At 66.2% G+C, this 25,854-nt stretch carries 27 protein-coding genes and 1 CRISPR repeat array; of the genes, 11 read left to right on the top strand and 16 right to left on the bottom strand.

Translation table 11 applies throughout. The features are described from left to right. Positions 1-77 precede the first annotated feature (77 nt). From CDO44_RS10120 to CDO44_RS10090, 7 genes are all read right to left on the bottom strand, one after another. Positions 78-1,019 carry a CRISPR-associated endonuclease Cas3'' gene (locus CDO44_RS10120; RefSeq protein ID WP_087780100.1) on the bottom strand — a complete coding sequence of 314 codons (942 nt, stop codon included), beginning with the start codon at positions 1,017-1,019 and terminating at the stop codon, positions 78-80. Between the two features lie 364 nt (positions 1,020-1,383). Then, entirely contained in the window at positions 1,384-1,662 is a 279-nt protein-coding gene (locus tag CDO44_RS10115; protein WP_087780099.1) for a BrnA antitoxin family protein, read from the bottom strand. Further along, positions 1,649-1,915, bottom strand: a complete 267-nt coding sequence (locus tag CDO44_RS10110) for a BrnT family toxin (RefSeq protein ID WP_087780121.1) — start codon at positions 1,913-1,915, stop codon at positions 1,649-1,651. Before CDO44_RS10110 ends, CDO44_RS10115 begins: the two co-directional genes overlap by 14 nt. 51 nt (positions 1,916-1,966) lie before the next feature. Next, positions 1,967-3,342: direct repeats of the CRISPR family, unit length 29 nt; unit sequence CGGTTCATCCCCGCTTACGCGGGGAACAC. A gap of 193 nt (positions 3,343-3,535) precedes the next feature. After that, the gene (locus CDO44_RS28375; RefSeq protein WP_087780098.1) at positions 3,536-3,802 is read right to left on the bottom strand and encodes a DUF6429 family protein; all 267 of its coding nucleotides are present in this window, start codon (positions 3,800-3,802) and stop codon (positions 3,536-3,538) included. 22 nt (positions 3,803-3,824) lie between these two features. After that, positions 3,825-4,964, bottom strand: a complete 1,140-nt coding sequence (locus tag CDO44_RS10100) for a deoxyguanosinetriphosphate triphosphohydrolase (RefSeq protein WP_087780097.1) — start codon at positions 4,962-4,964, stop codon at positions 3,825-3,827. Positions 4,965-4,994: 30 nt separating this feature from the next. Beyond that, positions 4,995-6,104, bottom strand: a complete 1,110-nt coding sequence (aroB, locus tag CDO44_RS10095; RefSeq protein ID WP_087780096.1) for a 3-dehydroquinate synthase — start codon at positions 6,102-6,104, stop codon at positions 4,995-4,997. Beyond that, positions 6,101-6,634, bottom strand: coding sequence for a shikimate kinase (locus CDO44_RS10090; protein WP_087780120.1), 534 nt, complete (start codon positions 6,632-6,634; stop codon positions 6,101-6,103). Before CDO44_RS10090 ends, aroB begins: the two co-directional genes overlap by 4 nt. Positions 6,635-6,919: 285 nt before the next feature. On the opposite strand from CDO44_RS10090, the gene CDO44_RS10085 reads away from it, so the two are divergent. Beyond that, entirely contained in the window at positions 6,920-9,292 is a 2,373-nt protein-coding gene (locus tag CDO44_RS10085; protein ID WP_087780095.1) for a penicillin-binding protein 1A, read from the top strand. Between the two features lie 164 nt (positions 9,293-9,456). On the opposite strand, the gene cyaY is transcribed toward CDO44_RS10085, so the two are convergent. Beyond that, the gene (gene cyaY / locus CDO44_RS10080) at positions 9,457-9,798 is read right to left on the bottom strand and encodes an iron donor protein CyaY (RefSeq protein WP_087780094.1); all 342 of its coding nucleotides are present in this window, start codon (positions 9,796-9,798) and stop codon (positions 9,457-9,459) included. A 10-nt stretch (positions 9,799-9,808) separates the two neighbouring features. On the opposite strand from cyaY, the gene CDO44_RS10075 reads away from it, so the two are divergent. The 5 genes from CDO44_RS10075 (at position 9,809) to CDO44_RS10055 (ending at position 14,891) form a co-directional block, all read left to right on the top strand. Beyond that, positions 9,809-10,135: a lipoprotein gene (locus tag CDO44_RS10075; RefSeq protein ID WP_233146112.1), complete on the top strand. Its 327-nt coding sequence runs from the start codon at positions 9,809-9,811 to the stop codon at positions 10,133-10,135. Continuing rightward, positions 10,132-11,421 (top strand): diaminopimelate decarboxylase, encoded by a 1,290-nt coding sequence (gene lysA, locus CDO44_RS10070; protein ID WP_087780093.1) that lies wholly within the window; start codon positions 10,132-10,134, stop codon positions 11,419-11,421. The genes CDO44_RS10075 and lysA overlap by 4 nt, the downstream gene beginning before the upstream one ends. Positions 11,422-11,465: 44 nt before the next feature. Next, positions 11,466-12,467, top strand: coding sequence for a tripartite tricarboxylate transporter substrate binding protein (locus CDO44_RS10065; RefSeq protein ID WP_087780092.1), 1,002 nt, complete (start codon positions 11,466-11,468; stop codon positions 12,465-12,467). 330 nt (positions 12,468-12,797) lie between these two features. Continuing rightward, positions 12,798-13,844 carry a zinc-binding dehydrogenase gene (locus tag CDO44_RS10060; RefSeq protein WP_087780091.1) on the top strand — a complete coding sequence of 349 codons (1,047 nt, stop codon included), beginning with the start codon at positions 12,798-12,800 and terminating at the stop codon, positions 13,842-13,844. A gap of 93 nt (positions 13,845-13,937) precedes the next feature. Next, a complete protein-coding gene (locus CDO44_RS10055; RefSeq protein ID WP_087780118.1) occupies positions 13,938-14,891 on the top strand; it encodes a tripartite tricarboxylate transporter substrate binding protein in 954 nt (317 codons plus the stop codon). Here CDO44_RS10055 and CDO44_RS10050 read toward each other — a convergent pair. Then, positions 14,878-15,789, bottom strand: coding sequence for a LysR family transcriptional regulator (locus tag CDO44_RS10050; RefSeq protein WP_087780090.1), 912 nt, complete (start codon positions 15,787-15,789; stop codon positions 14,878-14,880). The two genes, CDO44_RS10055 and CDO44_RS10050, sit on opposite strands and share 14 nt — an antisense overlap. Positions 15,790-15,861: 72 nt before the next feature. On the opposite strand from CDO44_RS10050, the gene CDO44_RS10045 reads away from it, so the two are divergent. Then, positions 15,862-16,653 (top strand): sulfite exporter TauE/SafE family protein, encoded by a 792-nt coding sequence (locus CDO44_RS10045; RefSeq protein WP_233146111.1) that lies wholly within the window; start codon positions 15,862-15,864, stop codon positions 16,651-16,653. Here the strand turns inward: CDO44_RS10045 and CDO44_RS10040 are convergent. Next, positions 16,644-17,645 (bottom strand): LysR substrate-binding domain-containing protein, encoded by a 1,002-nt coding sequence (locus CDO44_RS10040; protein ID WP_087780089.1) that lies wholly within the window; start codon positions 17,643-17,645, stop codon positions 16,644-16,646. The genes CDO44_RS10045 and CDO44_RS10040 overlap by 10 nt on opposite strands. A gap of 74 nt (positions 17,646-17,719) precedes the next feature. Beyond that, the gene (locus tag CDO44_RS10035) at positions 17,720-18,250 is read right to left on the bottom strand and encodes a hypothetical protein (RefSeq protein WP_087780088.1); all 531 of its coding nucleotides are present in this window, start codon (positions 18,248-18,250) and stop codon (positions 17,720-17,722) included. Between CDO44_RS10035 and CDO44_RS27605 the strand changes: the two genes are divergently transcribed. From CDO44_RS27605 to CDO44_RS10020, 4 genes are all read left to right on the top strand, one after another. Then, positions 18,249-18,398, top strand: a complete 150-nt coding sequence (locus CDO44_RS27605) for a hypothetical protein (protein WP_158213251.1) — start codon at positions 18,249-18,251, stop codon at positions 18,396-18,398. The genes CDO44_RS10035 and CDO44_RS27605 overlap by 2 nt on opposite strands. Before the next feature lie 75 nt (positions 18,399-18,473). Then, positions 18,474-19,499, top strand: a complete 1,026-nt coding sequence (locus tag CDO44_RS10030; protein WP_087780087.1) for a tripartite tricarboxylate transporter substrate binding protein — start codon at positions 18,474-18,476, stop codon at positions 19,497-19,499. 16 nt (positions 19,500-19,515) lie between these two features. After that, a complete protein-coding gene (locus tag CDO44_RS10025; protein WP_087780086.1) occupies positions 19,516-20,493 on the top strand; it encodes a 4,5-dihydroxyphthalate decarboxylase in 978 nt (325 codons plus the stop codon). Positions 20,494-20,591: 98 nt separating this feature from the next. Next, entirely contained in the window at positions 20,592-21,293 is a 702-nt protein-coding gene (locus CDO44_RS10020; RefSeq protein WP_087780085.1) for a TetR/AcrR family transcriptional regulator, read from the top strand. 39 nt (positions 21,294-21,332) lie between these two features. On the opposite strand, the gene CDO44_RS10015 is transcribed toward CDO44_RS10020, so the two are convergent. From CDO44_RS10015 to CDO44_RS09995, 5 genes are all read right to left on the bottom strand, one after another. Then, positions 21,333-21,965 (bottom strand): isochorismatase family protein, encoded by a 633-nt coding sequence (locus CDO44_RS10015; RefSeq protein ID WP_198951333.1) that lies wholly within the window; start codon positions 21,963-21,965, stop codon positions 21,333-21,335. Next, positions 21,962-23,023 carry a 2,5-dihydroxypyridine 5,6-dioxygenase gene (locus CDO44_RS10010; RefSeq protein WP_087780083.1) on the bottom strand — a complete coding sequence of 354 codons (1,062 nt, stop codon included), beginning with the start codon at positions 23,021-23,023 and terminating at the stop codon, positions 21,962-21,964. The genes CDO44_RS10015 and CDO44_RS10010 overlap by 4 nt, the downstream gene beginning before the upstream one ends. A 13-nt stretch (positions 23,024-23,036) precedes the next feature. Next, on the bottom strand, positions 23,037-23,843 hold the full coding sequence (locus CDO44_RS10005; RefSeq protein ID WP_087780082.1) for an alpha/beta fold hydrolase: 807 nt from the start codon (positions 23,841-23,843) through the stop codon (positions 23,037-23,039). Between the two features lie 11 nt (positions 23,844-23,854). Next, positions 23,855-24,556 (bottom strand): Asp/Glu racemase, encoded by a 702-nt coding sequence (locus CDO44_RS10000; RefSeq protein WP_198951337.1) that lies wholly within the window; start codon positions 24,554-24,556, stop codon positions 23,855-23,857. 69 nt (positions 24,557-24,625) lie between these two features. Next, positions 24,626-25,852: an FAD-dependent monooxygenase gene (locus CDO44_RS09995; protein ID WP_087780080.1), complete on the bottom strand. Its 1,227-nt coding sequence runs from the start codon at positions 25,850-25,852 to the stop codon at positions 24,626-24,628. Positions 25,853-25,854: the final 2 nt, after the last annotated feature.

The following is a 25,854-nucleotide window of genomic DNA, read 5'->3' as shown; positions in this document are numbered from 1 at the left end:
GCGCTGCCATACGCGCAAACCGCCGACGACTACGAGAAGCTGCTGCCTTGGAACATGGCCACTCCGGCACAACCTGCCTAACACCGACAGGCCACCCGCACCAGAACGCTGCTCACTGAGCGCTTACGATGGATCTGCGGGCCAGCCTGCAAAGGGGCGTCGCTTGCCCAAGCTTGTAACGGCGAGGGTTGCGCCAACCCTGGAAACAGTTCAAAGAAGGTGGCGCGCTGGCGGGTTTCGGGGGGTAAGACACCAATAGCCTCACAGGCAGTAGCAGCTCGCTCCAGCGCCCGTTCCCAGTACTCAGCACACGATACTTGGTCGTCCCGGTAGGGAAAGTAATCCTGGTTGGAGCCGACCCAATCCGCAAGTACCGCCAACCCGGCTATCCACCAGGATAGCCCGCGAGTGACGTTCTCGAATGCGTAAGGATCGGCAAAGCAAGGGGCCTGCCAATCCATGTTCGCGAGGAACAATACGCGCATCTGATCGACGAATTGTCGAATGGCACGATCATCCTGACTGACGAAGTGAGGCCAGGGGCTCTCCTCGTTCTCCGAAGGCGGCTGGCCATGATGGCCAGTCACGGCGCGCACCCAATAGTCAATGGCGGGCAATAGATGGGCACTATCGGGACCGAACCAGCCTTCTTCGACCGCTTCGCTTTCCAGCACCACTGACCAATAAACCAGCCCGAGCGTATCGTGCCGGATCGAATAGCCATGACGGCTTTCGCGGCCTTGGAGCTTTAGCAGGATGTCGTTGCGTTGTCCCTGAAAAGTAGTGGCGAACTTGCCCAGGTCGTGCAGCGCAAGCCAGAAACCGGTCCACCTCTCAAGCTGATCGGCGGTCATACCCAGGCGGGCACAGAACATACGACGAAGTGACGAAGCGCGCCGAAAGTAGGCAACACCACAAGCGGCTACATCCAGACAGTGGTATGGCAGAAGATGCCAACCGGCAGATCCGTTCTTCGACGGCTTCGCTTTTCCCCAGTATCTCAACGATAAGTCAGTCATGACTACACGATGCGGATTGAACACTCCCTCTGTTCACAGAGTTGCTATGAAGACCCTCGCGCGTACCGTCTCCACCGAACAGGCACAATCACGCCAGTCTGTTGATGATTTCTCATCAACATAACATTTTGATAACTATTGATACAAACAGGGTTATCCCGTGCCGGGGCATGCCGACCGGAGCATGGATAGATCAGAGCACCGCTTAAAAATAGAACTTCGAGACGCTCGTCAGTTGCATAGAAGGGCGACACCTGGAAGTCCATATCTATTCCAGGTCCCCGCATGAAATGAATGGCGCGCACCGAGAACGGTGCAAGGCGAGGTCACCAGCTAGGTGACAGGGTCTCTTGTGATTATGGGATCAGCGCGGCTGATGGGTCTTTAACCAGTCCCGCAACGCATCATTCATGCGGGTTTGCCAGCCGGAGCCCGAGGATTTGAATGCATCGATGACATCCTGATCGTACCGGATCGTCACGGCAGTCTTGGTTACTGCGGCACGGGGCCGCCCGACGCGACGCATCACCTTGAAATCGTTTGCCGTCAGTTCATGGGTATCAGGATCGGCGTCGATGCCGGCCTGGATCTCGGCGTCTTCTTCTGGGGTCGGCACGATGGTACCGGGTTTAAGCTTGGGCATAGAGTTTCATCTCCCTGCTATTGGCCTTGCGCAGACTGATGATGCGCCGCGCATTGCCACGATCAACATACACGACCACAAATAGCCGTTGGCCGATGTAGCCGATGGCAGTCATCCGCCGTTCCTTGTAATCATGTCGCTGATCTTCCCTCATCAGCGCATCACTCCACTCAAACTCGACAGCACCTGCAAGCGATACGCCGTGCTTAGCCATGTTTGCGGCATCTTTTGCAGGGTCGAAGACGATGTGCATTTCAATTATTGTAGTTACAAAAATCAGTAGGGTCAATCTCCTTCTAGAGATTGACTGATCTCCGCTCATGAGGGGAACACGTGCCTTAAGTCAAAACGGACATGGCGGTTTCCAGTTCATCCCCGCTCACGCGGGGAACACGGAGTGGTTCCGATGCGAGCGACCAGCCGTTTCGGTTCATCCCCGCTTACGCGGGGAACACCTCTACAGTCTCAGGGCGCCGGCTGGGTCAGTCGGTTCATCCCCGCTTACGCGGGGAACACGTCGCAGACCAACGAAATCGTGCCCGATATCCCGGTTCATCCCCGCTTACGCGGGGAACACCCGCTTCCCTTGATTGCGTCTTTCCCCCGGGGCGGTTCATCCCCGCTTACGCGGGGAACACGCGCGTGGATGGCCGACAGAAGCGGCATGATATCGGTTCATCCCCGCTTACGCGGGGAACACGGGCCAGACATGGACATGTCGCCGCTGTACATCGGTTCATCCCCGCTTACGCGGGGAACACAACCCCGGGTCCGGCATGTCCCTGCGCGACTACGGTTCATCCCCGCTTACGCGGGGAACACCCGGTTGAACCGACGCCACAAATGCGGGAGGCCGGTTCATCCCCGCTTACGCGGGGAACACGGTTGCCGCCCCGGCGGCGCGGCTGAATATGACCGGTTCATCCCCGCTTACGCGGGGAACACGCCTTGTAGACGATGGCGTTCTTGATGATTTGCGGTTCATCCCCGCTTACGCGGGGAACACGTGGGGCCGCCGGCGCAATTGCCGGAGGTGCCCTGGTTCATCCCCGCTTACGCGGGGAACACGACCGTGATGACGAGCAGAAAGCCATGATCGGCGGTTCATCCCCGCTTACGCGGGGAACACGGAGTTTGGACGTCGGCATCCAGTATGAGCCCCGGTTCATCCCCGCTTACGCGGGGAACACGATAGCGCCCTGCCCGCGCATTTGCTGGCGACCGGTTCATCCCCGCTTACGCGGGGAACACTTCGACATGCCCTTCAAAGCGTCCGTCCAATCCGGTTCATCCCCGCTTACGCGGGGAACACCCCGATCATCGTTAGATGGCCGCCGGCAAATTGCGGTTCATCCCCGCTTACGCGGGGAACACGCCAAACTCCCGGGACTCGATAAGCTGGGCGTCGGTTCATCCCCGCTTACGCGGGGAACACCTCGATGGCACCGGCAGAAACTGCGGCGGCGCGGGTTCATCCCCGCTTACGCGGGGAACACGCAGAACGCGGTTCTGCTCCGCCTTCTTCTGCGCGGTTCATCCCCGCTTACGCGGGGAACACCGGCAATCGTCGCCCACGTTTGCCGGGAGAAGCGGTTCATCCCCGCTTACGCGGGGAACACTTTCGCCGATGAGCACTACCTATGGCGACCGCCGGTTCATCCCCGCTTACGCGGGGAACACACCAAATCTAACCGATTGATTTAAAAAGAAAAAACAAACCGGCGAAAATCTACCAGTTTTTTAACGACGCCAATACTTCCAATCGGAAGAAACGCGTTTACATCCAAACCTCGTAATCAATCGTACTGGGCCGATGAAGGAAACACCATCACGCTAACTCCGCTTCGCCCCAGCCGTAAGTCCGACCTGTCGATTACCGTCCTCTCTTCGTCAATCGCACAGAGAAATCCCTGACGAAACTGATGATTGCTCTAGCCGACGGCAAAAGCTGGGACTCGCCAGACCCCTGGGCTGCATTCTTCGTGAAGAGCTTCATGAACAAACGCTCGGACTCCCGTACGCCTTCGTCGGTCAGCCACAAGGACTTGGATTTATTGACCGGGTCATCAATGAACCCGCGTTGATATAGCTGTCGAGCGCATTGTCCTGTCGGCACCTTGGCGTCCAGGACTGATTTCATGCCGCACGGCGGCTCGCACCATTCATTGCTCGTCGCTCACCAGAAACAACCGCCTGTGCTCCTTGATCGCATACCGGTCGGTCATCCCCGCGATGTAGTCCGCAATCGCACGCGGCTGGTCCACATTGGCCCGCGCCTGGTACTGCGGCGGCAGCAGCCGCGGATCTTCCAGGAACGCCGTGAATAGATCGCGCAGCACGCGCTTGGCCTTGGTGGTCATGCGCAGCACGCGGTAGTGCCAGTAGAGGTTGTCGCGCAGGAACTGCTTGAGCTCCTCGGCCTCGGCCTTCACCCCGGCACTGAAGCCTACCAGCGGCGGCGCGCGGCGGACGTCGTCGATGGAACCGGGCTTGTGCTCGGCGATGCGCGCGGCGGTGGTTTCGGTCAGGTCGATGATGAGCGTGTTGATCATGCGCCGCACCGTTTCGGTAATGGCGCGGCGCTCCGGCAGGTCCGGATAGCGCTGGACGACCTCCGCATAGTGGCGGCCGAAAATGCCCACTTGCCGCATCTGTTCGAGCGTGATCAGCCCGGAGCGCAAGCCGTCGTCGATGTCGTGGTTGTTGTAGGCGATCTCGTCCGACAGGTTGGTCAGCTGGGCCTCGAGGGAAGGCTGGGTACGATTCAGGAAGCGCTCGCCCACGTCGCCGAGCCGGGCGGCCCGCGTCAGCGAGCAGTGCTTGAGGATGCCCTCGCGCGTCTCGAAGCACAGGTTCAGGCCGTTGAAGTCGCCATAGCGTTCTTCCAGCTCATCCACCACGCGTAGGCTCTGGAGGTTGTGCTCGAAGCCGCCGGCCTCCGGCGCGAACTCCCGCATGCAGGCGTTCAGGACATCCTGCCCGGCATGGCCGAACGGGGTGTGGCCCAGGTCGTGCGCCAGCGAGATGGCCTCGACCAGATCTTCGTTCAGTCCCAGGTTGCGCGCCACCGAGCGGGCGATCTGCGCGACTTCCAGGCTGTGCGTGAGCCGGGTGCGGAACAGGTCGCCCTCGTGGTTCACGAATACCTGGGTCTTGTATTCCAGGCGCCGGAAGGCGTTGGAATGGATGATGCGATCGCGGTCGCGCTGGAATTCGGTGCGCCCCTGGGGAGGAGGCTCGGGGTGGCGCCGGCCACGGGTGGCGGCCGGGTCGGCGGCGTACGGAGCGAGGACTTGCGGCATGAACGTAAGGGCTCCTCCGGAGGGACGGGATCAGGCGATAACGGCTGGCTGCTCGCCCGCGGTCTTGGCGACGGTCCGGTCCAGCGCCTGCCTGACCAGGACCTCGTCGGCAGGCATGCGGACCGCCTCTCCCAGCCGCGGCAGCAGGATGTAGCGGATCTGGCCGGCCTCGGTCTTCTTGTCGCCTTGCATCAGGTCGAACCAGCGCTCGGTGCCGAGATCGGGCGCATAGACCGGACAGCCTATGGCCAGCACCAGGGCGCGGATGCGCTCGGCCTCGGCCTGGGGCAGCCCGGCGGCGAGCGCCGACAGCTCGGCCGCCTGCACCATGCCGCAGCCCACGGCCTCGCCGTGCAGCCATGCGCCGAACCCCAGCCCGGCCTCGATGGCATGGGCGAAGGTATGCCCGAAGTTCAGGATGGCGCGCAGCCCGGTCTCGCGCTCGTCCTGCGAGACGACGTGCGCCTTGAGTTCGCAGGAGCGGGCGATGGCCACCGCCAGCGCGGCGGGCTCCAGCGCGCGCAGGTCCTGCGCGTGGGCTTCGCACCAGGCGAAGAAATCGGCATCCAGGATGGCGCCGTACTTGATCACCTCGGCCAGGCCGGCGGACACCTCGCGCGCCGGCAGCGTACCCAGCACGTCGGTGTCGATCTCCACGGCGATCGGCTGGTAGAACGCGCCGATCATGTTCTTGCCGATGGGATGGTTGACGGCCGTCTTGCCGCCCACCGACGAATCCACTTGCGACAGCAACGTGGTAGGCACCTGGATAAAGCGGATGCCGCGCATGTAGACCGCCGCGGCAAAGCCGGCGATGTCGCCGATCACGCCGCCGCCCAGCGCCACGATCACGGCCTTGCGGTCGCAATGCCGGGCGAGCATGGCGTCGAAAATCAGGTTCAGGGTCTGCCAATCCTTGTATTGCTCGCCGTCGGGCAGCTCGATGCGCAACACCGGCCGGCCGGTGGCCGCGAGCGCCTGTTCGGCGCGTTCCGCGTACAGGGCGGCGACGGTGGGATTGGTGACCAGCACCAGGGTGGTGGCGTCGGCCGGAACGGCGTCGGCCAGGCGATCGAGGCGTCCGGGAGCGATCCGTATCGGATAGCTCCCGCCCGGCGTCTCGACACGGACTTCTTTCATAGACACTCCAGCGGCGGCAATTCTGCGGGCGGCTGCACCCGCTTGTTGCACGTTGCGAGCAGGGGCAGGATGCGGCTGACCAGCTTCGGCACGGACACCTTGCCCGTATCGATGACCAGATCGGCGATTTCTTCGTACAAGGGCTCGCGCTGGCCGAGCAGCTCCGTGATGCGGCCCAGGGGATCGGCGGTCTGCAACAGCGGCCGGTTGCGGTCGTAGCGGGTGCGCTGGTAGAGCTCCTCGGCCCGGGCGCGCAGGTAGACCACGGTGCCGCGCTCTTTCAGCATGCGGCGATTGCGCTCGGCCAGCACCGCCCCCCCGCCGGTGGCGAGGACCACCCCGGAAATGCGGCTGCATTCGTCCAGCGCGGCGGTTTCCCGGCGGCGGAAGCCGTCCTCGCCTTCCAGTTCGAAAATGACGGGGACGCGCACCCCGCAGCGCTCTTCAAGCACCAGGTCCACGTCCAGGAACTGGCGCGACAGCGCCCGCGCCAGCCCGCGGCCGATGGTGGTTTTGCCCGCCCCCATCATTCCGACCAGGAACACGGGCGGCACGAACGGCGAGCCGGCCGGCCCTGCGGCGGCGGCCGCGCATGAATCGTAAGAGACCTGGTCCACTAGCTGGTGAGGCCGAAGCCACGAGAAGATCGATATAAAGACGCATTATCCCGCAAGAGCGGCGCAAGCGGGAAATCGGCCGGCAGGCCGGGCACACCAACTGTTACAGGAACGCCCGCCCCACGGGCCGGTCTATAAGCCGATCCGTTCCTATGTTCCTATAATGGGTCTCGTCCTCGCACGAGAAGCAGCTTCCTCATGTCCCGTATTCTCCTCAAGGTCGCCGGCATCTTCGCCGGTCTGGCCGTTTGTGGCGCCCTGCTGGTGGGCCTGGCCCTGGCCTTGGCCTACCCGAACCTGCCCGACCTGGACGCCCTGACCGACTACCACCCCAAGATGCCCCTGCGCGTCTACACCGCGGACAACTCCCTGATCGGCGAGTTCGGCGAAGAACGGCGCAACGTGGTCCGTATCCGTGAGGTGCCGGATGTACTGAAATCGGCGATCTTGTCGGCGGAAGACGACCGTTTCTACCAACATGGCGGCATAGACTGGTCCGGCGTCATGCGCGCGGCCCTGACCAACCTGGTCAATTTCTCCAAGAGCCAAGGCGCCAGCACGATCACCATGCAGGTGGCGCGCAATTTCTACCTGTCCTCCGAAAAGACCTGGACCCGCAAGCTGTACGAGATCCTGCTCACCTTCAAGATCGAAGCCAGCCTGACCAAGGACCAGATCCTCGAGCTCTACATCAACCAGATCTACCTCGGCCAGCGCGCCTACGGCTTCGCGTCGGCGGCGCGCATCTACTACGGCAAGCCGCTGTCGGAAATCACCGCCGCCGAGGCCGCGATGCTGGCCGGCATCCCGAAGGCGCCCTCGCGCTACAACCCGGTGGTCAATCCCACCCGCGCCAAGCTGCGCCAGCAGTACGTGCTGCAGCGCATGCTCAGCCTGGGCTACCTGACCGAGCCCGAATACCACGCGGCGCTCGACGAGAAGCTCAAGATCCGGCAATTGGGCGGGGAATTCGGCGTGCGCGCGGAATACGTGGCCGAGCTGGCCCGCCAGCTGGTCTACGATATCTACAAGGAAGAGACCTACACCCGCGGCCTGAACGTCTACACGACGGTGGACCGCGACATGCAGGACGCCGCCTACGACGCGCTGCGCGACGGCGTGCTCGACTACGAGCGCCGGCACGGCTACCGGGGCCCCGAAGGCTTCGTCGACCTGCCGAACGGCATCGACAACGATCCCGAGAAACTGAACGACGCCGTCGACGACGCGCTCGACGACTACCCCGACAGCGACACGCTGCTGGCGGCCGTGGTGCTGTCGGCCGACGCCAAGACGGTCCGCGTGGCCCGCAGTTCCGGCGAGATCATCGACATCACGGGCAAGGGCCTCAAGTTCGTCCAGCCGGCGCTCTCGCCCAAGGCCCAGCCTTCCGTGCGGCTGCGACGCGGCGCGATCGTGCGCATCCTGAAAACCGGAAACGATTGGGAAATCCTGCAAACGCCTCAGGTGCAGGCCGCGTTCGTCTCCACCGATCCGCAGAACGGGGCGATCCGCGCCATGGTGGGCGGTTTCGATTTCCACAACGGGAAGTTCAACCGCGTCACCCAGGCCTGGCGCCAGCCCGGCTCCAGCTTCAAGCCGTTCATCTACGCCGCCGCACTGGAGCGTGGCTTGACCCCCGCCACCATCGTTTCCGACGATCCTTTCGTGCTGGAAGCCTCGGCCACGGGTTCCCAGCGCTGGGAGCCCAAGAACTACGACGGCCGGAACGAAGCTCCGATGAGCATGCGCCAAGGCCTGGCGAAATCGAAGAACATGGTGTCGATCCGCGTCCTGCAAAGCATCGGCCCGCAGTACGCGCAGGACTACATCACCCGCTTCGGCTTCGACGCCGCCCGCCATCCCGCCTACCTGACCATGGCGCTGGGCGCGGGCTCGGTCACGCCGCTGCAAATGGCCGGCGCCTACTCGGTATTCGCCAACGGCGGATACCGCGTCACCCCCTACCTGATCGAGAAGGTCACCGACAGCACCGGGCGGGTCCTGATGCAGGCGCGCCCCACCAAGGCAGGCGACGAGTCGCTGCGCGCCATCGACGCACGCACCGCCTATATCGCCGACTCCATGCTGCGCGACGTGGTGCGGGTCGGCACCGCCCGCGCCGCGCTCTCGCTCAAGCGCAAGGACGTCGGCGGCAAGACGGGTACCACCAACAACTCCGTGGACGCCTGGTTCGCAGGCTACACGCCGGGACTGGTGGGCATCGCCTGGCTGGGCTATGACCAGCCCCGCTCGCTGGGCGTGCGGGAAACCGGCGGCGGCGCGGCCATGCCGATCTGGCTGAAGTTCATGCAGCGCGCGCTGAAAGACATCCCCCAGCACGAGCAACCCATGCCGCCCGGCATCATCGTGCAGAACGGCGACTACTACTTCGCCGAATTCCCGCCCGGCCAGGCGGTCGCCAGCGTCGGTCTGCCCCCGCCGCCCGCCGACCCCATGTCACGGCTGATCGACAGCCTGGGCAACCTGATCAACGGCAATGGCAACGGCAGCGGCGGAACGGGCGGCAACACGAGCAACAGCGGCCGGCCGGAAACTTACCTGCCGTAGAGCCCCCCCTAGGCGCTTCGCGCGCCCCGTATGGTGAGCCCCCGGCCGCTCCGCGGCAGCTCCCCGAGGGGGCCTGGGCCCGCCTTGGGGCGGCGCTTTCTTGTGGTGACGCGGTACTGGCGGACGGGCAAAGCCGGGTCCGCCGTGCCCTGGCGTAATATCCCTCAGCGGGCGGGCAAAGGGTCGACGACGATATCCGCCCCCGACTGCTCGGAACAAATCCGCGACAGCGCCTGGGCCAGTTCCTCGCCGCTGCGGGTGTCCAGCCACTTCCCGTCCTTCAGGCGATAATGGAAGCCGCCGCTGCGTGCGGCGACCCACATTTCCTGCATCGGCGCCTGGCTGTTGATCACCACCTGGCTGCCGTCCGCGAAAGCCAGGGTCAGCACGTTGCCGTTGCGCGTGCCCTCGATGTCGATGTCGCGCTGCTCGAACCAGACGTCGGCCTGCTGCTCGATGGAATCCAGAATGGCCTCGGCCAAGGCAAGAAATTCGCTTTCGTTCATAATTTCGACTATGTCCGACATGAAACCACCGCGCTTTCCGCACGCCGCATGCCCAGACCCTTCTTTGGTTGCTGATACCGGCATTGTAGCCAGCGCGGCGCAGCCATCCTTCCGCCGCGCCGGCACGCGCGCGCTCGCCGTCCTGGCTGCGACGGCGGCCCTCGGCATGCTGGCCGCCTGCGGCATCAAAGGGCCGCTCTACCTGCCGAAAATGCCGCCGGCAGCCACCGAACCGGCTGCGCCGCCCGCCCAGCCGGATCCGGCCAAGGCCACCGGCAACGCCAACGACATCTCCCGGCGCAACGAATCCATTTCGCACACTCCCCTGACACAATGACCACCCCCGCTTTCCTGCCCACTCCGGTCGGCAGCCCCCACTTCGCCTATCGCGACGGCACCCTGCATGCCGAAGGCGTATCCGTGGCGCACCTGGCCGAACGGCTCGGCACCCCGCTGTACGTCTACTCGCGCGCCGCCCTGCGCGCGGCCTACGGCGCCTATCGCGACGGCATCGGCGCCCGCGACGTACTGGTGTGCTATGGCATGAAGGCCAACTCAAACCTGGCCGTGCTGCGCGAATTCGCCCGCATGGGCGCCGGCTTCGACATCGTCTCCGCGGGGGAACTGCAACGCGTGCTTGCCGTGGGCGGCGACCCGGGCAAGGTCGTCTTTTCGGGCGTCGGCAAACAGGCCGCCGAAATGCGCCTCGCCCTCGAAGCGGGGGTCAAATGCTTCAACGTCGAATCCGTCCCCGAGCTGCACCGCCTTTCCGAGGTCGCGCATGCGATGGGCAAGCGCGCGCCGGTATCGCTGCGCGTGAACCCCGACGTCGACCCCAAGACCCATCCGTACATCTCGACCGGCCTGAAGGAAAACAAGTTCGGCATCGCCATCGAGGAAGCCCCTGCTGCCTACCGCACCGCGGCGGCGCTGCCCGGCATCGAGGTCGTGGGCGTGGACTGCCACATCGGCTCGCAGATCACGGAAACGGCGCCCTTCCTCGATGCGCTCGACAAGCTGCTGGACCTGCTGGACGAACTGGCCGCGAACGGCATCCAGGTCGAGCACCTCGACCTGGGCGGCGGCCTGGGCATCCGCTATTTCGACGAAACGGCGCTTGCGCCTTCCGACCTGCTCGCGCGGGTGTTCGAGCGGATCGACGCCCGCGGCTACGGTTCGCGGCAGATCGTGCTGGAGCCCGGCCGTTCGCTGGTGGGCAACGCCGGCCTGCTGGTCACTCGCGTGGAGTATCTCAAGCCTACCGAGGCGCGGAACTTCCTGATCGTCGACGCGGCCATGAACGACCTGATACGCCCGACGCTGTACGAGGCTTATCACGGCGTACTGGCGGTCGCGCCGCGCACCGACGCGCCGGCGCGCTACGACGTGGTGGGGCCGGTCTGCGAAAGCGGCGACTGGCTGGCCAAGGACCGCGAGCTGGCCGTGCGTGAAGGCGACTACCTGGCCGTGGAATCGGCCGGCGCCTACGGCATGGTCATGGCGAGCAACTACAACACGCGCCCCCGCGCCGCCGAGGTCATGGTCGACGGCGAGCGCTACCACGTCGTCCGCGCGCGCGAGACAGTCGAGCAATTGCTGGCGCTGGAATCGACACTGGGTTAGCGCGTGCGCTCCACAAGAACATCACACCAACCAGAGACAACACCATGACTCGCACCCCCTCATCCCTGACTCGTCGGAGTCTGCTGGTTGCCGCCTCGGCAGCCGGCGCAGCCGCCATCGCATCGGGAACGGCCCGGGCCCAGGCCCGAAAACCCGTGACCCGCATCATCGTGCCGTTCGCCCCGGGCGGCGGCAATGACGTGTTTGCAAGGCAGCTCGCGCACAGCCTCAATGAAATGTTCAAGAAGGACGTGATCGTCGAGAACAAGCCAGGGGCGGGCGGCAACCTGGGCACGGAACTGGTGGTGCGTGCCGCGGCCGACAGCAACACCTTCCTGCTGGGCCATACCGGCACGGTCTCGATCAACCCGTCGCTGTACAAGAACCTGAATTTCAACGCGTCCACCGACCTGCAACCGGTGGCCATGTTCGCCTCCTCGGCCTTGTTGCTCGTGGTGCCGGCGGCCTCGCCCATCCAGAATGTCGCGCAACTGGTGGACGCCCTGCAGCGCAAGGGGTCCGACTTGAACTATGCATCCAGCGGCGCCGGTACGGGCGGACACCTGACGGGCGAAATGTTTCTGCATGCGCTGGGGGCGCGCGCGGTCCACGCGCCGTACAAGGGAACGGCCCCCGCCCTCGCGGACGTGGCCGGCGGGCAGGTGCATTTCAGCTTCAGCGTGATCCCGGCGGCGATGGCCCTGGTCAAGGCCGGCAAGCTGCGCGCCCTGGCCGTCACCAGCGCGAAGCGCATGAAGCTGCTGCCCGACGTGCCCACCGTTGCGGAATCCGGCGTTCCCGCGCTGGCCAACTTCGAGAGCACGCTCACCTACGGCATCCTGGCCCCCAAGGGCGTTCCGCAGAATGTCGTGTCGCAGCTCGGGGCCGATATCCTGAAAGCGGCCTCCACGCCGGAGTTCCAGTCCAAGCTGGGCATAGAAGGCGCCGAACCCCTGCTGGGCGACGCCGCGGAATACGCGCGCAAGGTCCGGGAGGAAAGCCGCAAGTGGGGCGAGGTGGTCCGTATGTCGGGGGCTTCGGTTTGAGGTAACCCCCCTACGCGCTTCGCGTGCCCCGTATGGTGTGCCCCCAGCCGCTGCGCGGCAGCCCCGCAAGGGGCCTGGGCCCGCCTTGGGGCGGCCCGCCGCCGGGCCCAGGGGGCGGCACTAGCAGACGGCGGCGCCGGATCCGCGGTGCCCTGGGTCTAGAAGAGTTTCTCGGGGTGAAGCGTCGGGTTCTTGCCGGGTCCGGGTCTCGTGGCGGCGCGTGCGGATGTTTCCATACTTTCTTCGTATGCTTAGCATACGAAACGAGTAATTGACGTATGGATAGGGGAGCGCGGACACTGGTCGTTCCTCGATTGCATCTCCTCCGCCATGAAAGCCCTGCGCAAGACCCGTCCCGCTCCCGGCCTGGCGTTACAGGATGTCTCGCCTCCTGCCGCGCCCGGGCCCGGCGAGGTACTGCTGAACGTAGCGTCCACCGGCGTGTGCGGCACCGACCTGCACATCGACGAATGGACTCCCAGCTATCACTTCGCCGCCCCGGCGCTGCCCGTCACCATCGGCCATGAATTCAGCGGCCGGATCGCCGCCCTGGGACCGGACGTCTCCGGATTGACTGTCGGCCAGTTGGTCGCGGTGCGGCCCTCGGTGGTGTGCGGCCGCTGCAAGGCCTGCCTGAATGACGATCCGGATGCGTGCGTCACACGGCGCGGCATCGGTGTCACGTTGGACGGCGCTTTCGCTTCCGCGGTTCTCGCTCCCGCACGCAACTGCGTCCCCATTCCCGAAGGCGTCGACGCCGAGATCGCGGCGCTGGCCGAACCGCTGACGGTCAGCTACGAGGCCGTGCGCACCGGCGGCGTCCGGCCCGGTGACCGGGTACTGGTGCTGGGCCCGGGCAACATCGGCCAGGGCATCGCGCTGTTTGCCCGCGAAGCGGGCGCCGCGCAGGTGGTGGTCGCGGGCCATGGCGACCACGCCCGCATGGAAGTCCTGCGGCGGATGGGCTTTGCCGATCTCGTGGATTTCGCCGGCACCGACATGGACGCAGGGCTCGCCCCCTTTCTCGCCTCAGGCCGGTTCGACGTAGTGATCGAAGCCACCGGCGCGGCCGCCGTCATCGCGCCTGCCCTGCGCGCCCTGAAGACGCACGGCGTGCTGGTCATCACCGGCATTCATGCCGCGCCGGTTCCCATCGACCTGACCATGCTGGTGCGCCAGCACCAGCAGGTGCGAGGCTCATACCGGGCCGCGGAACGCGCCTGGCCCGAGGTGGTTGCGTTCATGCGCCGTCACCAGGATACGTTGCGGCACATGATCACGCACCGCCTGCCGCTAGAACGGGCCGGGGAAGGCTTCGAACTCGCGCGGCGCAAGCTGGCCACCAAGGTCATGATCCAGCCTGCGTTGGCGGCCTGACGCGCGGCAGCCGCATCCCGCCTGCCCCGCAGGCGCAATAACGACACGAAGGAGACCATCGTGAGCATCGACAAGCGCCGGCGCCTGGCCGGCATGTGCGCAATGGCGCTGGCCCTGGCGGCGGCCGCTACGCCGCTATCGGCCCAGGAAGCCTGGCCCGCCAAGCCGATCCGCATGATCGTCGGCTACCCTCCCGGCTCATCCCCCGACGTGCAGGCTCGCATGCTGGCCGAACCGCTGGCGAAAGCGCTGGGCCAACCGGTCGTCGTGGAGAACAAGCCCGGCGCCAGCGGCAATATCGGCGCCGATCAGCTGGCCAAGGCCAGCGACGGTCATACGATTGCCGTCATCGGCAATGGACCGCTGACCAGTTCCAAGTTCCTGTATGCCAGGCTTCCCTACGATCCGCTCAAGGATTTCGCACCCATTGCCCTGATCGGCACCGCGCCGCTGGTCTGGGTCGTGCCCAAGGCTGCGATGCCGGGCAGCGCCGCCGACTACCTCAAGCAGGCTCGCGCCAAGGGCGACCAGCTGGCATACGGTTCCATCGGCGCGGGCTCGGGCAGCCACCTGGGCATGGAACTCATCAAGGACGGCCTGGGCATCAATCCGCTGCACGTGCCATTCGCCGGCGGCCCGCCCATCATCAACGGCATGCTGGGGGGACAGATCGACATGACCCTGCTGCCGGCCTCGACCGTGATGCCGCTGGTGGAGTCGGGGAAGCTGGCGGCCGTGGCGGTAACGTCCTCCCGGCGCAGCGAACTGGCTCCCGGCCTGCCTTCCATGGGCGACCTTGGCGCGCAGGACGTGAACATCGAAGTGTGGAACGCCGTCATGGCGCCCGCCTCGATGCCGGCCGCGCACCAGGCAAGGCTGAACGGCGCGCTCGCGAAAATCCTGAACGCAAGCGAAACCAAGCAGAAGCTGCTGCAACAGGGCTGGAAAGTGGACGACACGTCGCAAGCCGCCCTGGAAAGCCGCATCAGGAGCGACACGGCCCGGTACGGCGACCTGATCGCGAAAAGGCACATCAGGCTCGATTGAGCCCGGCCCCCTGGCCGGCGGCCGCGCGCAGCACGTCCAGCACCCGCCGCGCCCCTGGCGACGGCGACCGGTGGGAATGCAGCACCACCTGGGTCGTGCAGCCGCCCTCCAGGGCGACCAGGCATACGTCGGCCTGCACCGCTGCCGCCATGCCCGCCGGCACCAGCGCAACGCCGAACCCGTGCTCCACCAGCTTGAGCAGGGTGGCCTTGCGGGATACGGCCGCGGCGGCGCGGGGAAAAAACCCGGCCTGCCGGCACAGGTCGACCACGCGGTAGCTCAAGCCGCCGCGATGCGGGTGCGGCAGCGATACGAAGGGCTGGTCGCGCAGCGCACGCATCGGCACGGATTGCTCAAACGCCAGCGGATGCGAAGGCGGCACCGCCAGCAGCAGCGGCTCTTCGTACAGGACCTCCGTGCAGACGTCCGGCCACTGGCGCAGCACCGGCGCGCGCGCCAGGCCGATGTCCGCGCGGCCGTCCTGGATATCCTGCGCCTGCTGTTCCGACGAGGCCGTCGATATCGACACGGTCGCCCCCGAATGCGCAGACACCCGACGATGCAGTGCCCGCAGCAGCGCATCGTCCAGAGGCACCGAGCTCGAGTGCAGCAGTTCCACCGTTCCCTGTACGCCCCGCTCGGCCTGGCGTGCACGGCTGGCCATGTCGCCCAGCTCCGCCAGCATCCGCCGGGCATCGTCGTAGAATGCCCGCCCGGCCGCCGTCATCTCGACCTGCCGCGTGGTGCGCGCGAGCAGCGCCACGCCGACGTCCTCCTCCAGCAGCTTGATCTGGCGGCTCAACGCCGACTGGGCGATATGCAGCCGCGCGGCCGCCTCGCTGAAGCTGCCTGCCTCGACGATCGCCACGTAGTATCCAAGCTGCCTGACCGAGAACATTTATCGCCGATTGAGATGGAACCTGGCTGATTTTAGAATTGGACGGCAACGGCCGGCGTGCCGCAGACTGCGGTGGTCGCTGTTTCGTGGCCTGCCGCCGTGGATACCCTGCTGTCCCTTCTTCCCGTTTCCCTATCCCAGTTCGCGCTGATGTTCGCCGGCGTGGCGCTGGCCTACGTCATTTTCGGCATGGCCGGATTCGGTACCGCGCTGGTGGCCGGTCCGCTGCTGGCGCATTTCGTTCCCGTGGCCACCATCGTGCCGATGCTTGCCCTGCTCGACTTCTCCGCGGCCGCCACCAACGTGGCGCGCGATGCCCGCCACGCGTCGCTGGACGAACTCAAGCGGCTCGTCCCGACGATGATGCTCGGCAGCCTCGCCGGCGCGGCCATGCTGCTGCGCAGCCGCCCGGATGCCCTGCTCCTGATGCTAGGACTCTTCGCCGTCGGCTACGGACTTTATTCCCTCGGCGGCTACAGGCCTGCGCGGGCGCTGCCGCCGCGCGCGGCCTATCCGTTCGGCATCGTCGGGGGGATTTTCTCCGCCCTGTTCGGGAGCGGCGGTTTCATCTACGCCATCTATCTGTCCGGGCGGCTGCAAGACAAGACCGGGATCCGCGTCACGCAGAGCACGCTGATCGGGTTGAGCACCTTCACCCGCGCCGTCCTTTTCCTGCTGGCGGGAGTCTACGCCGACGTCGGTCTGCTGGCCACGGCACTATGGCTGGCGCCGGCCATGCTGCTCGGCACCTGGGTAGGACGCCGCATCACGCTGGCTTTGAGCCGCGACGCCTTTCTCCGGCTGGTATCGCTGGTGGTGCTGGCTTCGGGCGGCGCACTCATCGTGCGGTTCTTTCAGGGCTGAGCCGGCTGCCGCGCGGCGCGCTTGGAAGCGGTTTGCGCGCGGCGAGAAGCGCGGGCAGGTTGCCGCTCCCGGGCCCCGTCCAGGACGGCCATCCTGGCTGCCAGTGCCTCCAGCTCCTGCCGCGCGAGCTCCACCACCTGCTCCGTCCAGGCATCCTGTTCCAGGCGCGAGCCCCGCAACAGGACGAGCCGGCCCCGATGACCCGGCGTGGCCAGGCGCCGGAATACGACGCCAGGAAAAGCCAGCGTCCCGAGCGACGCCGGCACGATGGCCACTCCCAGGTTGCGGGCGACGAGTCCCAGCACGCTGAAGAACTGTCCGGCATGGTGGCGGATATTCGGCTTGAACCCCGCTTCGGCGCAGAGCACCTGGGTCCGGTCGAAGAAATCCACGTCCTGGTAGCGAGAGAAGCCAACAAACACTTCCCGCGCCGCCGCGGCGAGGGGCATGACCCCACTGCCCCCGGCAAGCGCGCTGTCCGCCGGCAGCGCGAGACTGTAGGGATCGTCGATGGCAGCCACGGCCTCGTCGGGCCAGCCATCCTCGCCCGGGCGGCCGAACCCCAGGTCGAGTTCGTCGTTGCGCAAGGCCTGGAGCTGATGGGCCGTAATCATGTCGCTGACCTCGACGTCGGCCTGGAGCCCGGCTTGCGCCAGCCTGTCCAGCAATCCTGGCAGGACGGAATGCACCGCCGAAGGCACCATGCCCAGCCGGAGCGCCGCCCGGCGGCCGCTCTGCCGTTCGCGCGCACGCGCTGCCGCCTGCTCGGTACGGGCCAGGATTGCGCGCGCATCTTCCAGGTAGGATTCGCCGGCAGGCGTCAGTTTGACGCCCCGCGGCTGCCGCAGGAACAGGGTCACGCCCAGTTCCTGTTCGAGTTGCCGGATCTGGGCGGACAGCGGAGGCTGGGCGATGAACAGCTTTTCCGCGGCGCGGCTGACGCTGCCCAGCTCGGCAACGGTGACGAAGTAGCGCAAGTGACGCAGTTCCATGGCGCGCGAAACGAAGAGGGAATGCCTCGATATTAGCTTCGCGCGAACCGGCGGGGCGCCGGCTGTCGGGCGTTTCAGGCCAGGGCGCCGGCGATCTTGCGTTCCTGCTCCTCGCGCACGGCGGCCCCGAACAGTTGCTCGAACCACCCTTCCTTGGCCAGTTTGAGCACCAGGCTGTTGTCCACCACCCTGCGCAGGTCGAGGCTGCGCACCGCGGGCGTCTGTTCGGCCAGCCGCTCGACGGTGGCCTGCAGCGCGGCCTTGGAGATGAGCGGGATGCGATCGAGCACGTTGCGCTTGACGTAGATGTCGTAGACCCGGCTGATGTCCGCCTCGCTTTCGGGAGGATCGAATTCCTTGAACGTCGACACGGCAAAGGCCTTGTCGTCATAGAAGCGCTTGATGGCCTCGGCATGAGCCTTGATCAGGCGCTCGGCCATGCCGCGCTGCTCCGAGAAATAGGCCTGCTTGTGGAGGAAAACCGTGCAGACGTAGATATCCTCGTGGTCGGGCAGCTCGGTCAGGACCTTCAGCCCCTGGGTCTCCAGCTTGAAATACGACGGCGCCGTGAGCAGCGCCGCATCGATCTGGCCGCCAAGCAGCATGCCTATCGCCGCCGGCATGAATATCGTGGTGCATCCCGGGCATGCGACGCCCAGCGTATTCACCACGGTCTGCGACAACTACATCATCGGCCCCGACGGGCCGGGAGACTGCCTGCACAAGACGCCCAAGACCATCATAGAAATCTGACCCGCGCACCGCGCGACGCGCGCGACCATTTTCGCTGCACTCACTCCCGGCCCTTCTGAACGACGGAGGCATGCCATGCAACGCACCGGATCGACCGTCCACTCCCATTCCCGCGCCTCGCGCCGTCCCGGCCGGCGGGCCACCGCCACCCTCCTGGCCGCTGCCGCCGGACTCGCCCTCGCGTCCCCGGCCGTCCAGGCCCAGCGCTACCCAGAGCGGCCGGTACAGGTCATCGTTCCCTATGCTCCAGGAGGAAGCGTGGACGTAATCGCCCGCGCGCTGGCGCAGAAGCTGTCCGAGCAGATGGGCCAGAGCGTGTTCGTGGAAAACCGCGCCGGCGCCGGCGGCACGATAGGCGTCAGCGCGGTGACGCGCTCCAAGCCCGACGGCTATACCTTGCTGCTCACCTCGCTGGGCGCCGTGACGGTGACGGTGCACCTGACCAAGGCCGGCTACGATCCGCTCAAGGACCTCGCACCCATTTCACGCGTGGCCACCAGCGGGCTGGTCATCGCCGTCAAGCACGACTCCCCGCTGCGGTCGGTGCGCGACCTGATCGATGCCGCCAAGACCAAGCCCGGCAGCATCAGCTACGCCGTCACGGGCGTGGGCAGCCAGACCTTCCTTGCCGGCGAGCTGCTCAAGCGCTCGCTGAACCTGGACATGGTGCCGGTGCAATACAAGGGGGGCGGCCCCGCGGCGGCCGCCGTCGCGGCCGGCGAAGTGCAAGCCGGCATCACCGACTCCGGTCCCATCCAACCCTTGCTCCAGGCGGGGCGGGTACGGGTGCTGGCCGTCACGGGCGGCCAGCGGGCCTCGGCCATGCCCAACGTCCCCACGATGGAGGAAGCGGGCGTTCCCGGTTTCCGGATCGATTCGGCCATCGCCCTGTTCGCACCCGCCGGCACGCCCCAGGACGTCGTGCGCAAGCTCAATGCCGAAGTGGCGACCGCGCTCAAGTCGCCGGACCTCGTCGACCGGATCCACGCCGCGTCGCACGATCCGCGGCCCAACAGCCCGCAGGAGATGAAGGAGATGCTCAACTCTGAATTCGAGCGCTGGGGCGGCCTGGTCCGGGAAGCCGGCGTCAAGCCCGAATGACGGCGCGAAGCGACGCATGCCCACCCTCGAACTGACCCTCGCAGCCGGCCCCTACGATCGCATGCAGCCGCTCTACGACGGCTCGGTGGCGATCGACGGGGTCCGCATCGTGCCGCACGTCAGGCAACGGCCGGTCGACATCTTCAGCGGCATGCTCGAGCGCGGTGCGTTCGACATCGCCGAAATGTCGCTGACTCATTGCTATGTCCTCACGGCCGAACAGCGTGCAAACTTCGTCACGCTGCCCGTTTTCCCGTCCCGCATGTTCCGCCATGGCTTCATCTTCGTGAACGCCCGGTCCGGCATCCGCACGCCGGCCGACCTCGCCGGCAAGCGCATAGGCGTGCAAGGACACCAGATGACGGCCGCCGTCTGGATACGGGGCCTGCTGCGCGACGGCCATGGCGTCGATCTCGCGGATGCGGAGTGGTACGAGGGCGGCGTGAACGAGTATGGCGTCGCCGGCGGCGACATCATGGAGTTGCGCCCCAGCCGGCCGCTGCGGTGGCAGCGCATTCCCGCCACCACGTGCCTGTCGGACATGCTGGCCGAGGGCGGCATCGACGCGCTCATCGGCGCCTTCATCCCCAAGTCGCACGGACGGCACCCCGACGTGCAGCGGCTGTTTCCCGACTACAAGCGCATGGAGGCCGCCTACCATGCCGCCACCGGCGTGTTTCCAATAATGCATGCGCTGGTGCTCAGGCGTGACCGGCATGAGGCGCATCCGTGGCTTGCCGACGCCCTGGCAAGCGCTTGCGCGCGGGCCAAGGAACAAGCGTGGCAGCGGCTGCGGTTCAGCGGCGCGCTGGCCGCCACGCTGCCGTGGCTGATGGACCACGTCGAGGAAACCGTGGCCGCGCTGGGGCCGGACCCCTGGCCATATGGGGTGGACGAGAACAGGGCGACCCTGGACGCCTTCGCGGCCATGCTGCGGGCCGACGGCTATCTGGACCGCGCCTTGGCGTGCGAGGAAGTCTTCGCGCCGCATTAGGGCCTGTCCACCCCAGGCAGCGCCCTTCGCAGACATAGCCCGCATCGACGAAAAGCCTTAGCATGGAGGCTTCGCAATTAATAATTAAACAGCCGATTATGAAATTGGTCAGCGGCCGCCGGGGTACCCCCGCCGCCAAAACCAGACGCAAGACCGGCCAGAAGGGACCGGGCCGGCCCGAAGGCACCAGCGTCGTACGGGACGACATTCTCGACGCAGCCGAAGAGCTCTTCGCCAACCTGGGCTATGCGGGCACCACGCTGCGGGAAGTCGCCGATCAGGCCAACGTCACCCAGGCGCTGATCAATTACTACTTCGGCTCGAAGTATGGATTGTTCGAGGCGGTGTTCATGCGCCGCAGCCAGATCATTTCCCAGCAGCGCATCGAGAACCTCGCGCGTCTGCAAGCCAAGCCGGGCAAGCCCAAGGTGCGCGACATCGTCCAGGCCTTCCTGATGCCCACGCTCGCTTTCCGCTCCACGCCCGAAGGTCGCTCGTTTCTGCGCCTGCAGGCGCGCCTGCACACCGAGCCGCCGCAGATCTCGTACAAGCTGCGGACCGACGCCTACGGCAGCTCCACCCGCCAGTACGTCGAAGCGGTGCGCAAGGCCTTGCCTAACCTGCCCGAGCTGGACGCGTACTGGCGCGTCACGCTGATGGTGGGTACCTATCTTTATGCTTTCTCCGATACCCACCGGATGGAAGAGATGGCGCCGCCGGGCCTCTACGACCCCGACGACACCGACAGCCTGATCGACCAGGTCACCCGCTTCGTGACGGGCGGCATGCAGGCCCCGTAGCGCGGTCCGTGGCGGAGCGCCCGGCCGCGGCTTTGCCCTTCAGCCTTCCACGCGCCGCGTCAGCGCCGCGTAGTCCATGACCTCGGCATATTTCTGGGCCATGTCGAACAGGCTGGCCTCGTGCGGACCGATGGCACGGTCGCCCACGCAATCGGAAACGACCACGGGCCGGAAACCCCAGCACATCGCATCCACCACGCTGGCGCGCACGCAGCCGCTGGTCACGCAGCCGGCCACCACCAGCGTGCGCACGCCCCGCCGTGTCAACCACGGCGCCAGGTCGGTGGCGAAGAAGGCCGACGGCACATTCTTGCGGACGATCAGTTCGCCCGGCTCGGGCGCGAGCTGCGGCACGATCGCGCTGGCAGGGGCCGCCTCGGTCAGGCTTAGCATCCCGGGCACCTTGGCGGAGAAGATGTTGGCATCGGCGCCGTCGTCGGCATAGACGATGCGTGTGTGGGCCACGGGCCAGCTCCGGTCGCGCGCCATGGCCAGCAGCGGCCGCGTGGCCGCGATGGCCGCGGGAATGTTGCCACCGCCGAAAATGGCCGGATCGGCAAACCCGTTGACGAAATCGACGATGAGCAGGCCGAACGGCGGCTCGGGCGCCAGGTCCGCCCCGAAACCCTGGCGGGCATAGACGGCCGTGTCATCGTGGCGGTCTGTCGTCATGCGGCCTCCTGAAGGGCCAGGCATTCTTCCAGCAAGCGCCCTTCCCGCACCACCTCGCGGCCGTCCAGGGACACCGTGCAGCGGCGCAGCGGAATGTCCATGTGGCAGGCGGTCGTGCGCGAGCCGCCCACTTCGTTGTTGGGTCCCAGCGAAAACAGGAAGTTGCCGGCGTAGGCGCGCGCGTCCATTCCTATCGTGGCCTCCCTGTCGTACAAGCCCAGCGTGGACCAGCGCGCGCGATCCTGTGCGCCCCAGCCGATGTGCGACATGGCATAGGCTTCAGGATCGTTGAAGGAATCCATGTAGTCGCTGAGCAGCTCGGCGTCCATGCCGCCGGTAATCGACGTGACGTAGCCGTCCTCCACCTCCATCACGATGGGGTCGTTCACGTACGACTTCATCGGCAGCAGGATATCGCCCTTGTCCACCACGATGCGGCCACGAGTGGCGCGCTCGTTAGGCCAGGTCAGCGCGAAGCCGCTCGGCCAATGGTCCCATCGGCCGGGCTCGTCGACGAAGCCGTACTCCTTGACCACCGGGAACTCGCCCAGCGGACACGTCAAGTCGGTCCCGGCAGCCGAACGCACCCGCATTTCCCGGGCCCCTTCGAGCAGCGCGCCGCACGCCAGCACGCGGCGTCGATCGGCCTCGGTGGGAACCATGCGCAGGAGGATCTCGGGGGGCTCGACGGCCAGCAGGATCTTGCCCCCGCCCTGCAGGATGTCGTGCTGCTCGGGGGAAAAAAGCAGCGTCATCAGGTCTACCACGAGATCGCTGGCCTTGAGCGCAGCAATCGCCGCCCGGTTGCCGCTCAGCGGCGTGGTACCGAGGTAGGCCAGGGAATCGCGGCTGAGCGACTTCTCGCCATTGACGGGCGATAGATCGAGCCGGTTCACGCGCGCCCCGAGCAGGCCCGCGGCAGTCATGGCGCAACGCAAAGTCTGCGGATGCGTCACGCCCTCGGTGGTCAACACGGTGACGGTGTCGCCGCGCTTCAGGCGCGACAGGGTCAAGACCTGCGTCCACGCCTGGATCAAGTCGGAATCGCTGACAGCCATTGTCTTTTCCTCGCTAAACGGGAACTTCCAGGAAAGCGCCGAAGCCCTTGAAGAACCCCTCTTCGTCGTCCCAGGGGATCATGTGGCCGGCTTCCGGCACGATGCGTACCTCCAACTGCGGCATCAAGCTCTTGATTTCCTCGATGTCCGCCGGCTCGATGACACCGCCCTTGCCGGCCACCATCAGCAGCGCGGGTACCTTGATCGCCGGCAGGTCGGCGTGCATGTCGTGCGTACCGAAGGCGTGATAGGCGCACACGATCGCCTCTTCGTCGCAGGTATGCAGCCATTCGGCCCGGAGCCGCAATTGGGCCTCCGTCCAAGTCGGCGAGAAGGCCTTGAGCTTTTCCCACCCATTGCCCTCGCGCATGAGGCGTATGGAGTCGACGTACCAGTCGATCTTGGCGGGATAGGGCCGGCGTCCGGGGCCCGACACGGGCGGGTCCACCATGACGAGGCGCGCCAACCCGTTTGCGTGATGCGCGGCGACGATGGCGCCGATGCGCGCCCCCATGGAATGCCCTACCAGGAAGTAGTCCGCCAGGCCCAGTTCCTGCACGAAGGCTCCCACGTCGGCCGCGCAGGCTTCCAGGCTGTAGTCCATGCCAGGCGCGGTTTCCGAGAGGCCCCGGCCCCTGACGTCGAGCACATAGGTGTCGAAATGGCGTCCCAGCCGCTCGGCCACGAAGGCCCAGGTCACCGCGGGGCTGGTGATGCCGGGCACCAGCACGAGCGGCCGGCCCTTGCCGCCGAATCGCAGGTAATGCTGGCGTATGCCGTTGGCCCGTACGTTGGCGCCATAGAGATACGTGCTGCTCACCGGTTTCCTCCTCAATAGAAGCCAGACAGCAACGCGCCGGCGCCGGGCACGACAGGCTCGAGGCCGAGCGCCTTGAGCATGGCGTAGGTAGTGGCGACGGCGGCGGTAACGACCGGCTTGCCGGTGCGCGCCTCGACCTCGGCGATGACGGGCAGCGACGGCATCTGCACGCAGGCCGAGAGGACGATGGCGTCCACGCCCGACGTGTCCATCGATGCGACGATGTCCGGCAGCCTGGCGGGATCGTGCCGCCCCACTTCCAGGTTGTCGGGGATCTCCAGGGCTCGCCACTGCGCGACCTCTACGCCCTCGCTTTCGATGTAGCCGATCACCAGCCTGGTCAGCGGCACCATATAGGGCGCCACCAGGGCGATGCGCCGGGCGCCGATGATCCGCAGCGCGTCGACCAGCGCGCCGGCGCTCGTCACCACCGGCGCATCGCCGTCGTTGTCGCGCGTGCGCTGGCGCAGCCGCGCCTCGGATTCCCGGTGATAGCCCGCGCCCATCGCCATGATGGCCACCAGGCAGGCGTACCCCAGCACGTCGACCCGGGCATCGCTGAGCTCCTGGGCGCAGCGGTCCGACTCCCCGTCCATCGCGGCCAGTTCTTCCTTGGTGACGTGCTTCATGCGCATGCGCGCCGAATGGAAGGTGAACCGTTCGGGCCTGATCTGTTCCCGCAGCCGCAGCATGGCCGGTATCTCGGTCTCCATCGTCGTATTTGAACTCGGCACGATCTGGCCGATCCGATAGCTGGTTTTCATGGATGTTCTCTCGCCTCGCTATGCCGCCAGCGCCTGCTGGCCGAAACGCTGCGCGCATGTCGTCGCGTCGTAGATGTAGACCCAGTTGGCCTGGATGCCGACGGCGTTGGGATTGATCAGCTCGCGCCACCGGTACAGCAGGTCGCGCTTGAACTGGGCCCATGGCGACGGCAGGTGGTAGGTCTTGCCGCGCTCGCGGGCTTCCAGTTGCACACGGCTGGTACGAGGCCGCCGTTCGCCCTCGTAGGCGTTCAGCGCGGCGGCGATATCCCGGCGGTAGTGCTCCAGCGCCGCGCCAAGCACGTAGCCGTCCTCGATGGCCATCGCCGCGCCCTGGGACAGGAACGGCAGCATGGGGTGCGCCGCGTCGCCCAGCAGCGTGACGCGCCCCTTGGACCAGGCCGGCATCGGATCCCGGTCGAACAATCCCCATTTGTAGACGTCTTCGGTCCGGCTGAAGAGTTCGATCACGTCGGGGTGCCATCCCTCGTAGGCCTTCATCAGCTCTTCGCGGCTGCTGCGCACGTTCCAGGATTCCTCCACCCAGTTGCGCGACTCATTGACGGCCACGATGTTGACCGCCGCGCCACCATTGACGTAGTACGTCACCAGGTGGCCGTGCGGACCCATCCAGAACGCGGCGTCCGGGCTGACGAATTTGAGCGGATGACGGTCGACGGGCACGAGGGCTCGCCAGCACATGTGGCCGGTGAACTGCGCCGACTCCGCGCCGAACAAGGCGTCGCGCACCACCGACCGCACGCCGTCGGCGCCGACGATCAGGTCCGCCTCGTATTCGCTGCCGTCGCTGAACGATGCCACCGCGACATTGCCTTCCGTGCGCACGCCGGTGCAATTGACGCCCAGGGTCGCACCCTTGCCGTCCTCCAGGTGCCGCGACAGAATCGCATGCACGTCGGCGCGGTGGACGTGATAGAACTCCGCGCCGTAGATCTGCGGGCAACTGTTCTTCAGCGGCGTGCGGAACAGCTCCCTGCCCGAGCGCCAATTGCGCCCGACCATGGCCTGCGGCAGAAACCCCACCCGTTTCAGCTCTTCCGCCAGGCCCAGCGCCTTGAGCACCTTGACCGCGTTCGGCGTGACCTGCACGCCCGCGCCGACTTCGCCGAATGCCGGCGCGCGCTCGAACACGTGGTGCTCGATGCCGCGCAGCGTCAAGGCACGCGACAGCGCCACGCCTCCGATCCCGCCACCCACGATGCCTACGCGTAGAGGACGACTCATAC

The organism is Pigmentiphaga sp. NML080357 (assembly GCF_002188465.1).
In the GTDB taxonomy this organism is placed as follows: domain Bacteria; phylum Pseudomonadota; class Gammaproteobacteria; order Burkholderiales; family Burkholderiaceae_B; genus Pigmentiphaga.
This window is presented reverse-complemented; position numbering and strand designations above follow the sequence as displayed.

Excerpts from the sequence above, each read along its gene's own strand:
- CDO44_RS10075 (WP_233146112.1), top strand. The coding sequence starts at position 9,809 with ATGTCCGACATGAAACCACCGCGCTTTCCGCACGCCGCATGCCCAGAC.
- CDO44_RS28375 (WP_087780098.1), bottom strand. The coding sequence starts at position 3,802 with ATGAAATCAGTCCTGGACGCCAAGGTGCCGACAGGACAATGCGCTCGA.
- CDO44_RS10040 (WP_087780089.1), bottom strand. The coding sequence starts at position 17,645 with ATGGAACTGCGTCACTTGCGCTACTTCGTCACCGTTGCCGAGCTGGGC.
- CDO44_RS10035 (WP_087780088.1), bottom strand. The coding sequence starts at position 18,250 with ATGCTGCTTGGCGGCCAGATCGATGCGGCGCTGCTCACGGCGCCGTCG.
- CDO44_RS10020 (WP_087780085.1), top strand. The coding sequence starts at position 20,592 with ATGAAATTGGTCAGCGGCCGCCGGGGTACCCCCGCCGCCAAAACCAGA.
- CDO44_RS10055 (WP_087780118.1), top strand. The coding sequence starts at position 13,938 with ATGTGCGCAATGGCGCTGGCCCTGGCGGCGGCCGCTACGCCGCTATCG.
- CDO44_RS10050 (WP_087780090.1), bottom strand. The coding sequence starts at position 15,789 with ATGTTCTCGGTCAGGCAGCTTGGATACTACGTGGCGATCGTCGAGGCA.
- lysA (WP_087780093.1), top strand. The coding sequence starts at position 10,132 with ATGACCACCCCCGCTTTCCTGCCCACTCCGGTCGGCAGCCCCCACTTC.
- CDO44_RS10115 (WP_087780099.1), bottom strand. The coding sequence starts at position 1,662 with ATGCCCAAGCTTAAACCCGGTACCATCGTGCCGACCCCAGAAGAAGAC.
- CDO44_RS10085 (WP_087780095.1), top strand. The coding sequence starts at position 6,920 with ATGTCCCGTATTCTCCTCAAGGTCGCCGGCATCTTCGCCGGTCTGGCC.
- CDO44_RS10120 (WP_087780100.1), bottom strand. The coding sequence starts at position 1,019 with ATGACTGACTTATCGTTGAGATACTGGGGAAAAGCGAAGCCGTCGAAG.
- CDO44_RS27605 (WP_158213251.1), top strand. The coding sequence starts at position 18,249 with ATGCCTATCGCCGCCGGCATGAATATCGTGGTGCATCCCGGGCATGCG.
- CDO44_RS10030 (WP_087780087.1), top strand. The coding sequence starts at position 18,474 with ATGCAACGCACCGGATCGACCGTCCACTCCCATTCCCGCGCCTCGCGC.
- CDO44_RS10060 (WP_087780091.1), top strand. The coding sequence starts at position 12,798 with ATGAAAGCCCTGCGCAAGACCCGTCCCGCTCCCGGCCTGGCGTTACAG.
- CDO44_RS10100 (WP_087780097.1), bottom strand. The coding sequence starts at position 4,964 with ATGCCGCAAGTCCTCGCTCCGTACGCCGCCGACCCGGCCGCCACCCGT.
- CDO44_RS09995 (WP_087780080.1), bottom strand. The coding sequence starts at position 25,852 with ATGAGTCGTCCTCTACGCGTAGGCATCGTGGGTGGCGGGATCGGAGGC.
- CDO44_RS10010 (WP_087780083.1), bottom strand. The coding sequence starts at position 23,023 with ATGGCTGTCAGCGATTCCGACTTGATCCAGGCGTGGACGCAGGTCTTG.
- CDO44_RS10025 (WP_087780086.1), top strand. The coding sequence starts at position 19,516 with ATGCCCACCCTCGAACTGACCCTCGCAGCCGGCCCCTACGATCGCATG.
- cyaY (WP_087780094.1), bottom strand. The coding sequence starts at position 9,798 with ATGAACGAAAGCGAATTTCTTGCCTTGGCCGAGGCCATTCTGGATTCC.
- CDO44_RS10000 (WP_198951337.1), bottom strand. The coding sequence starts at position 24,556 with ATGGAGACCGAGATACCGGCCATGCTGCGGCTGCGGGAACAGATCAGG.
- aroB (WP_087780096.1), bottom strand. The coding sequence starts at position 6,104 with ATGAAAGAAGTCCGTGTCGAGACGCCGGGCGGGAGCTATCCGATACGG.
- CDO44_RS10110 (WP_087780121.1), bottom strand. The coding sequence starts at position 1,915 with ATGCACATCGTCTTCGACCCTGCAAAAGATGCCGCAAACATGGCTAAG.
- CDO44_RS10015 (WP_198951333.1), bottom strand. The coding sequence starts at position 21,965 with ATGACGACAGACCGCCACGATGACACGGCCGTCTATGCCCGCCAGGGT.
- CDO44_RS10090 (WP_087780120.1), bottom strand. The coding sequence starts at position 6,634 with ATGATGGGGGCGGGCAAAACCACCATCGGCCGCGGGCTGGCGCGGGCG.
- CDO44_RS10065 (WP_087780092.1), top strand. The coding sequence starts at position 11,466 with ATGACTCGCACCCCCTCATCCCTGACTCGTCGGAGTCTGCTGGTTGCC.